Consider the following 7,881-nt stretch of genomic DNA (forward strand, 5'->3'; position numbering starts at 1 on the left):
GTTGTTAGGGTCTTCCACTTGACCGCCCGACGGGATACGGGGACCGGAGTTTTCGAAAGGGTCTACCACAGCTGAGGTGACCTGAGGGGTGATAGTCTGCAGGATTTGAGGAGGATTTTGTAGAGGTCGTTTGAGCGGTTGTTGAAGCGGAACTCGGTTTCCTTGAGGAAGATGGGGAAGGCATTGTTGCGCAGTCCGTTGAACTTCTGGTGGCGGCGTTTGGCGTAGCTCCAGAAGCTCTCGATGCCGTTGATGTGGACGCCGCCTTCGCTGAAGACGGGCTTGTTGGGATCGGCGTATTTGTCGATCCTGTGGTGGCGCGAGAAGCCGGCCTCGACCAGGCCGTGATAGGCGGGAAAGCCGTCGGAGGTGATTGTGGCCTCCTGGGCGACCTGGCCTCTCAGGATGGCCGTGAGTGTTGCTTTCGAACAGTTTTTCACGATCTGGCAGTGGACGCGCCCGCCGCGTTCGAGGATGCCGAAGACCGGGGTCTTGCGGCCCGCGCCGCGTCCGCGCTGGCCCCGGACGCGCGCGGGCCCGAAGTAGCTTTCATCGATCTCGACCTGGCCGCGGAACGGGCAGCCCTCGCGGGCCAGTTCCGCCATCCGCAGGCGCAAGAGGCGGTAGATCGCAAGCGTGGTGTTGTGGTGCAGCCCGGTCAGTTCGGCCGCGCGATCTGCCGTGATGTCGAGCGCAAAGAGCCGCAGAAGATCGCGGAACTTCCGCTCCGAAATTCTCCCCCGAAACAGGTAGCGGTTTTTCCAAGCCATGAGAGCACCTTAGCATACCCTCAGGACCGCCCAGCTGTGGTAGACCCTTTCGAAAACTCCGGTTCGGAGCCTTTGAAGGCTCCGGTGCGATTTCTTCGAAGAAATCGGCCTCAGGCGCGGATGGTGTCGGCCATCGGCTTGAAAAGCCCGTCGTTCGCCGCGATCAGCGCGCCGTCCAGGGGATCGGTGCCCTCGCGCAGCCCCTCGACCAGGCCGCCGGCCTCCTTGACCAGCAGGATCCCGGCGGCGATGTCCCAGGCGGACAGCTCGCGCTCCCAGTAGCCGTCGAATCGACCGGCGGCGACATAGGCGAGGTCGAGCGAGGCCGCGCCCCAGCGGCGGACGCCAGCGCAGGCGGGCATCAAGCGACCGAGGTCCTTCAGCATCGCGGGCAGCGTCTGTTTCGCGCCGAAGGGTACGCCGGTGGCGAAGACCGCTTCGTGCATGGCGCGGCGGCCCGAGACGCGCAGGCGGCGGTTGTCGTTCAGCCAGCAGCCAGCGCCCTTTTCGGCCCAGAACATCTCGTCCTTGGCCGGGTCATAGACGACGGCGCTGACGATCTCGCCCTTGTGTTCCAACGCAATCGAGACAGCCCAGTGCGGCATCCCGTGCAGGAAGTTCGTGGTCCCGTCCAGCGGATCGACGATCCAGCGCCGGGTCGGGTCGGCACCGGCCTGCACCCCGGTTTCCTCGCCAATCCAGCCATAGGTCGGGCGGCCGCCGAGGAGTTCTTCCTTGATCAGCCGCTCGGCCTCGCGGTCGGCTTTCGAGACGAAATCGCCCGGCCCCTTGGTCGAGACTTGCAGGTTCTCGACCTCGCGGAAGTCCTTCACCAGGCTGCGTCCGGCCTTGCGGGCGGCCTTGATCATCAGGTTCAGGTTGGCAGAGCCTTGCATCGTGTCATTCCCGGTGGTTCAGGCGCGGTCTATAGGGTCTGGCGCGCCGGAAAGAAAGAGTGCGCGATGAGGCCAGCGCCGGTGACGAGAAGCCAGAGCGAGAAGGCGAGGTAGCCTGCGACGGTGGCCATGGCGAGGAGGGGCGCCTCGTGGCCGAGGGCGATGGAGAGGCCTTCGCCAAGGCCGATGCCGATGCCAACCACGGCAAGGGCGGCGACGGCCGCGCCAGGTTTCGCGAAGCGCTGGCCAGTGGACAGGGCTTGCAGGGCGGCGAGCGTGACCCAGGCGAGGGTCAGGATCTGGCCCAGGTGTTCGCCGATGGCGACGCCGCCCCAGCCGTTCAGAAGCGTGAAGGCGGTTTCCAGGCTGGCGCGGGTGGCGGCGTCGGTGGCGGGGTCGGCGTGGAGCGTCGCCAGCGCGGGCACGGCGAAGACCCAGCGGAAAAGGCCGATGGCCTGCGCGATGCCCGCCAGCGCGCCCATCAGCGCCGCGGCGACGGCAAGACCGGGGCGGCGGGCCCAGTCGGCAGTGGCAAGTGCGAGCGTGGGGGCGAAGAAGATCAGGCCGACGGCGGAGAGCGCGAAGGCGTACCAGGTGAGGATCAGGGGGGCGCCCCCGGCGGCGAAGGCATCCAGCACCTCGCCCGCCGGGCGGCGCAGGATGTCGGGGTAGTCGAAGCTGGAGGCGAGAAGGGCGAAGGGCAGGTTGAAGGCGATGGCCAGAAGAAGGGCGGCCGCTCCCAGAATGATGCGCTGCATGTTGTCCTCGGGGTTCAGGTGTGTCACTGTATGGTGACAAACGTATATCACCAGTCGGTGACATATGCAATGGAGTTGCCTGCCGATGCCCGAAACGAGTGATCCGCCCCCCGCCCCGCGCCCTCGCAATCGCGAAGAGACGCGCACGGCGATACTGGCCGCCGCGCAGGCGCTTCTGGCCGAAGAGGGGTTTTCCGGCTTTGGCGTCAATGCCTTGGCGCGGCGATCGGGCTTCGACAAGCAGCTGATCTACCGCTACTTCGGCGGGCTGGACGGACTGGTCGATGCATTGGGAGAGGCTCTGGCGGGATGGGTCGCCACCCGTCTGGCCCCGGTTCTGGCGGGAAATGTCGGCCCGGGCTACGGCGATCTGGTCGAGGCGGTGATGCTGGCCTATCTCGACGCGCTGCGCGCCGATTCGCTGATGCAGAAGCTGGTGGCCTGGGAACTGTCGGACCCCTCGCCGCAGGTTCGTCGCCTGTCGGACCAGCGGGCGCGGGCGATGGGGGAACTGGTGGCGCGGCTGCGGGGCGACCGGCAGCCGGTGGCGGGCCTTGATGCCCCCGCGCTGAACGCGATCCTGATCGCGGCGATCCAGCATCTGGTGCTGGCGGGGGCGACCTCGGGCCGGTTCAGCGGGTTGCCACTTGCCAGTGATGCCGACTGGGACCGCGCGAAGGCGATGCTGTCACGGATCGTCCGGGCGCTGAACGCGACCTACTGAACAATCACCACGCGCATGTTTTCCATGCCTTCGGCCTTGACCATCTCGAACAGAATCTTGGCGTTCTTCGGATCCAGCCGGACGCAGCCGTGGCTGGCGGGTGTTCCGAGCCGTTTGAGTTGGTCGGTGCCGTGGATGGCGTAATTGCCGTCGTAGAAGATGGCGAAGGGCATCGGCGCGTTGTTGTAACGGCGCGAGCGGTGGTTGCGCGACAGGAACTCGGGCGCAAAGGTGCCGGGCCGGGTGATGCTGCCCCGCTTGGCGGTGGAGACGGGCCAGGTGTAGATGAGCCGCCCCTCGTGGTAGACCTTCATCTCCTGGCTGGTGATCGAGACATGGGCGACGATGCGTTCCGCGAGCGCGGCCCCGGGGAGCAGCAGCAGGCCCATCAGCAGCGCGGCAAAATGGCGACGCATGGAAACCTCCGAATGTGTCTATCAATACCGGGAAGGATTCCCGTATCCGTGCAGTAGTCAACGGAAAACCGGCGAAATTCCGGTCAGGATTCCCGTAATCGTGGCGGGTTTGGGTCAGAGTCTGGCCGGACCCGGCCGCCGCAAGGCACCGATCATCGGCCCCTCCAGCTCACGCAGAAGCTTGCGCTGGATCGCGGCCGGGTAGTCGGTCTGCCGGGGCGCAAGTTCGACAAAGGCGCCGGGACCGCGGATCACTTCGTCATGGTAATATTCGACGATGTCGGCCTCGTGCTCGCCCACGGCCAGTCCGTTCACGATGATTCCGGTGAAATCCTCGCGCTCGTAGGTGCGGGCGACCGAGATGCCGTCGTTGTTGCGCCCGTCCCCGGCGACGTCGATCACCCGGCGCTCGCAAGCGGGGGCGTCCCCCATCAGATCGAGGCCATAGCTGAGCGCATCGCCCAAGGCGGTTGCCAAGGGTGCCTCGGGGCGCGGGGTGCGGCGGACCTCCCAGATGGCGGCATCCAGCGCCTCGGGGCTGTCGAGGATCACCCAGGGCTGGACGAGGTCCTGATAGCCCTTGCCGGACCAGTAGTAGATGGCCAGCGCCACCTCGCCCTCGGGGCCGAAGATGGCCGCCCGCACGTCCTTGTCCGAAAGCGCCCCGGCAAGGCCATCGGTCTGGATCACATAGTCCTGCGCGTCGATCGAGCGCGAGACATCGACCGCGAGCGCCAGCGCAAGGCGGCAGTCCGCCTGGGCGGGGACGGTGAGGCACAGCAGGCAGCACAGGCGGAGCATCGCGGGACCCTCCCCGGAGCGATCCTACGCCCGCGAAGGCCAAACCGCAAAGCGCGCGCTTCAGCGGCGTCGGCGAACCAGCGGGATGTTGGAGCGCGAGGCTTCGAACTGCGTCCCGGGATGCGGCGGGTGGCCCTCGGTCGCCTGCCAGTAGCCCCCGGCGCCCCGTCGCAGCCAGGCGGGCAAGGTGAAGACGAGGCCCGCGACGAAGCCGCCGACATGCGCCCAGTAGGCGACCCCGCCCGCCTCGCTGGGGGTGGCGACGCCCGAGAAGATCTGGATCCCGAGCCAGATGCCAAGGACGATCCAGGCGGGGATGGCGAAGATGCGGAAGAAGATCACGAAGATGAAGAGGACGTCGACCCTGGCCTTCGGGAAGAGCAGGAGATAGCCCCCCATCACCCCGGCAATCGCGCCCGAGGCGCCGACCATCGGCATCGGCGAGCCGGGGTCGGGCAGCACCTGCCCCAGCCCCGCGGCAGCCCCGCAGGCGAGGTAGAAGACCAGGAAACCCAGATGGCCCATCTCCTCCTCAAGGTTGTCGCCGAAGATCCACAGGAACAGCATGTTCCCGCCCAGATGCATCCAGCCGCCGTGCAGGAACATCGAGGTGATCAGCGTCTCGTACCCCTGCCCCGCGGTGAAGCGGGCGGGAACAAGGCCCCAGGTCATTAAGAAGTTGTTCAGCTGCCATTCCGACAGGCTGGTGAAATAGCCGACGAAGACGAGGATGTTGATCGCGATCAGCGCGATGGTGACGTAAGGGGTCTGCCCCGAAGGGTTGTGGTCGCGGATCGGAAACATGGGCGGCAGCCTTTCCGATCCGCGATTTGGCGTCAAGCGGAGTGACTGCTCCCCCGCCCCATCCCTTCCTACCGTGGGGAGGGAAGCGTACTTGTCCGGCGTCCGTGCCTAGACTTCGGACGCGGCAGCCAGAAGCTGCGCGTTGCCGCCCGAGGCGGTGGTGTCGATGCAGAGATGCCGTTCCAGATGGGTGTGCCCGGCGTCCGGCATCGCGATCAGCGGCAGGATCGGCCCTTTCCGCGCAGACAGCGCCTGCGCAAAAGCCCGGCCCGCCTCGGCATCCCCCCACCAGAGGGCGCCGGAGAAGCCGGCAAGCGTGGTCAGGGCGTCGGGCGCAAGGCCGGGAGCCTCGACCGCCTGGCCGCCGAGCTTGCGCACCGCTTCTGCCTGGGCAAGCGCCGCGGCCCGACCGGGACCAAGGCAGAGAAGCGGCGCGCGCGGGGTCATGGTCAGCCGGTTCGATTCACCCGTCGGCCCCGGCATGTTCTCGGCCCGGGCCTCGGCGACCGGCACGGGGGCCGCGAGCGCGCGCGCGACCTCGGCGGCCGGGGTTGCAGCATCGTCAGGGCTCGCCTCCGGCGCCGGGGCGCGGGTGAAGCGGGTCAGGTAGTGCGGCCCGCCCGCCTTGGGTCCGGTGCCGGACAATCCCTCGCCGCCGAAGGGCTGGCTGCCCACCACCGCGCCGATCTGGTTGCGGTTGACATAGGTGTTGCCGACATGCAGGCCGTCGACGATGTGCTGGACGCGGTCGTCGATGCGGGAATGCAGGCCGAAGGTCAGGCCGTAGCCGGTGGCGTTGATCGTGGCGATGACCTTGTCGATCTCGGAGGCCTTGAAGGCGGCGATGTGCAGCACCGGGCCGAAGATCTCGCGCGGCATGTCCTCGATGCCTTTGACCTTGAGGACGGTCGGGGCGATGAAGGTGCCCTGCCCCGGGACTTTCAGGTCTTTCAGCACCCGGCCTTCGGCCCGGGCGGCGTCGACGTAAGCGCGGATGCCCGCCTGCGCCTCGGCGTCGATCACCGGGCCGATGTCGCTGGCCAGGGCCCATGGATCGCCAAGCGCCATGTCCTCCATCGCGCCGAAGAGCATTTCGGTGACGGTATGGGCCACGTCCTCCTGCACATAGAGGCAGCGGAGGGCGGAGCAGCGCTGGCCAGCCGACTGGAACGACGAGGCGATGATGTCGCGCACCGCCTGTTCGGGGAGCGCGGTCGAATCGACCAGCATGGCGTTGAGGCCGCCGGTTTCGGCAATCAGTGGCGCGGTCGGGTCGAGGTGGGCGGCCATGGAGCGGCGAATGGCCTGTGCGGTTTCGGTCGAGCCGGTGAAGGCCACGCCATTCACGCGAGGGTCGCGGGTCAGGGCGGCGCCGACACTGCCGTCGCCGGGCAGAAGCTGAAGGGCGGTCGGGGGCACTCCGGCGGCCAGCAGGTGGTCGACGGCAAGGGAGGCGATCAGCGGGGTCTGTTCGGCGGGCTTGGCGAGGACAGCATTCCCGGCGGCAAGCGCGGCGCCGATCTGGCCGCAGAAGATGGCGAGCGGGAAGTTCCACGGGCTGATGCAGGCAAAGACGCCGCGCGCCGGGTGGGCTTGCGTGGTCTGGCTGGCGTAGTAGCGCAGGAAATCCACCGCCTCGCGCAGTTCGGCCACGGCGTCGGCGAGGGTCTTGCCCGCCTCGCGCGCCAGAAGCGCGAAGATGCGCCCCGTATCGGCCTCCATCCGGTCGGCGGCATGGTTCAGGACCAGGCTGCGCTCCGGTGCGGCGGCGGTCCAGGGTTCGGCGAGACGGAGCGCGGTGTCGACATCCGGCAGGCCCGCCGTGGTGACATGGCCGACCAGTGCCCCGGTCGCGGGGTTCAGGACGGCAAGCTGCGCACCGCCGACGACCCGTCCTGCAAGGCGCGGGGCGGCGTCGAACGGGGCGTCGGCGAAAGGCGCGCGGGCGGCTTCGATGGCGGCGAGATCGGCGGTGTCGGTCAGGTCCCAGCCCTTCGAGTTCCGGCGCGGCGCAAAGAGCGCGGGGCCGGTGGCCAGCGCCGGGCTGGGGATCACCGCCAGCGCCTCGACCATGGTCAGCGGGCAGGCGGCGACCTGTTCCGGCGGCACGTCCTCATCGACGATCTGGTTGACGAAGCTGGAGTTCGCGCCGTTCTCCAGGAGGCGGCGGACGAGGTAGGCAAGGAGGTCGCGGTGAGCGCCGACCGGGGCATAGATCCGGCAGCGGGTGGCGTTGCCGGTCAGCACGATGTCATGCAGCCGCTCGCCCATGCCATGCAAACGCTGGAATTCGTAGTCCCGCGCCCTCAGCCCCTGCACCTTGGCCAGATGCAGGATGGCGGCGACGGTATGGGCGTTGTGGGTGGCGAACTGCGGATAGATGCGGTCGGTCAGCGACAAAAGCTTCCGCGCATTGGCGATGTAGCTGACGTCGGTGGATTGCTTGCGGGTGAAGACGGGGAAGCTGGCGAGGCCCAGGACCTGCGCCCGCTTCACCTCGGCGTCCCAGTAGGCGCCTTTCACCAGCCGGACCATGATCTTGCGATCCAGCCGGGTGGCCAGCGCATGCAGCCAGTCGATCACCGCCCCGGCCCTTCGGCCATAGGCCTGCACCACCACGCCGAACCCGTCCCAGCCCTTCAGCGCGGGGTCGGAGAGCGTGGCCTCGATCACCTCCAGCGACAGGGCCAGCCGGTCGGCCTCCTCGGCGTC

General features: G+C 68.0%; 8 protein-coding genes. 1 reads left to right on the plus strand and 7 read right to left on the minus strand.

Annotated elements, in window-relative coordinates; all coding sequences use genetic code 11:
* Window positions 1-62: 62 nt before the first annotated feature.
* The 3 genes from JNL31_RS12545 to JNL31_RS12555 all read right to left on the minus strand — a co-directional run bounded on the left by JNL31_RS12545 (window position 63) and on the right by JNL31_RS12555 (window position 2,451).
* Window positions 63-770: an IS1595 family transposase gene (locus tag JNL31_RS12545; RefSeq protein ID WP_294973705.1), complete on the minus strand. Its 708-nt coding sequence runs from the start codon at window positions 768-770 to the stop codon at window positions 63-65.
* Window positions 771-880: 110 nt separating this feature from the next.
* Entirely contained in the window at window positions 881-1,666 is a 786-nt protein-coding gene (locus JNL31_RS12550; protein WP_294973707.1) for an inositol monophosphatase family protein, read from the minus strand.
* Between the two features lie 29 nt (window positions 1,667-1,695).
* Window positions 1,696-2,451 (minus strand): DUF4386 family protein, encoded by a 756-nt coding sequence (locus tag JNL31_RS12555; protein ID WP_294973709.1) that lies wholly within the window; start codon window positions 2,449-2,451, stop codon window positions 1,696-1,698.
* 58 nt (window positions 2,452-2,509) lie between these two features.
* Between JNL31_RS12555 and JNL31_RS12560 the strand changes: the two genes are divergently transcribed.
* Window positions 2,510-3,148, plus strand: coding sequence for a TetR/AcrR family transcriptional regulator (locus JNL31_RS12560; protein ID WP_294973711.1), 639 nt, complete (start codon window positions 2,510-2,512; stop codon window positions 3,146-3,148).
* Here JNL31_RS12560 and JNL31_RS12565 read toward each other — a convergent pair.
* The 4 genes from JNL31_RS12565 to putA all read right to left on the minus strand — a co-directional run.
* Window positions 3,142-3,564, minus strand: a complete 423-nt coding sequence (locus JNL31_RS12565) for a L,D-transpeptidase (RefSeq protein ID WP_294973713.1) — start codon at window positions 3,562-3,564, stop codon at window positions 3,142-3,144. The genes JNL31_RS12560 and JNL31_RS12565 overlap by 7 nt on opposite strands.
* Window positions 3,565-3,678: 114 nt before the next feature.
* Window positions 3,679-4,365: a DUF1194 domain-containing protein gene (locus JNL31_RS12570; protein WP_294973715.1), complete on the minus strand. Its 687-nt coding sequence runs from the start codon at window positions 4,363-4,365 to the stop codon at window positions 3,679-3,681.
* Between the two features lie 60 nt (window positions 4,366-4,425).
* On the minus strand, window positions 4,426-5,169 hold the full coding sequence (locus JNL31_RS12575; RefSeq protein ID WP_294973716.1) for a rhomboid family intramembrane serine protease: 744 nt from the start codon (window positions 5,167-5,169) through the stop codon (window positions 4,426-4,428).
* Window positions 5,170-5,277: 108 nt separating this feature from the next.
* The coding region (putA, locus tag JNL31_RS12580; RefSeq protein WP_294973717.1) for a bifunctional proline dehydrogenase/L-glutamate gamma-semialdehyde dehydrogenase PutA at window positions 5,278-7,881 on the minus strand (2,604 nt) is incomplete at its 5' end.

Source organism: Tabrizicola sp., from assembly GCF_016792905.1.
Lineage (GTDB): Bacteria > Pseudomonadota > Alphaproteobacteria > Rhodobacterales > Rhodobacteraceae > Tabrizicola.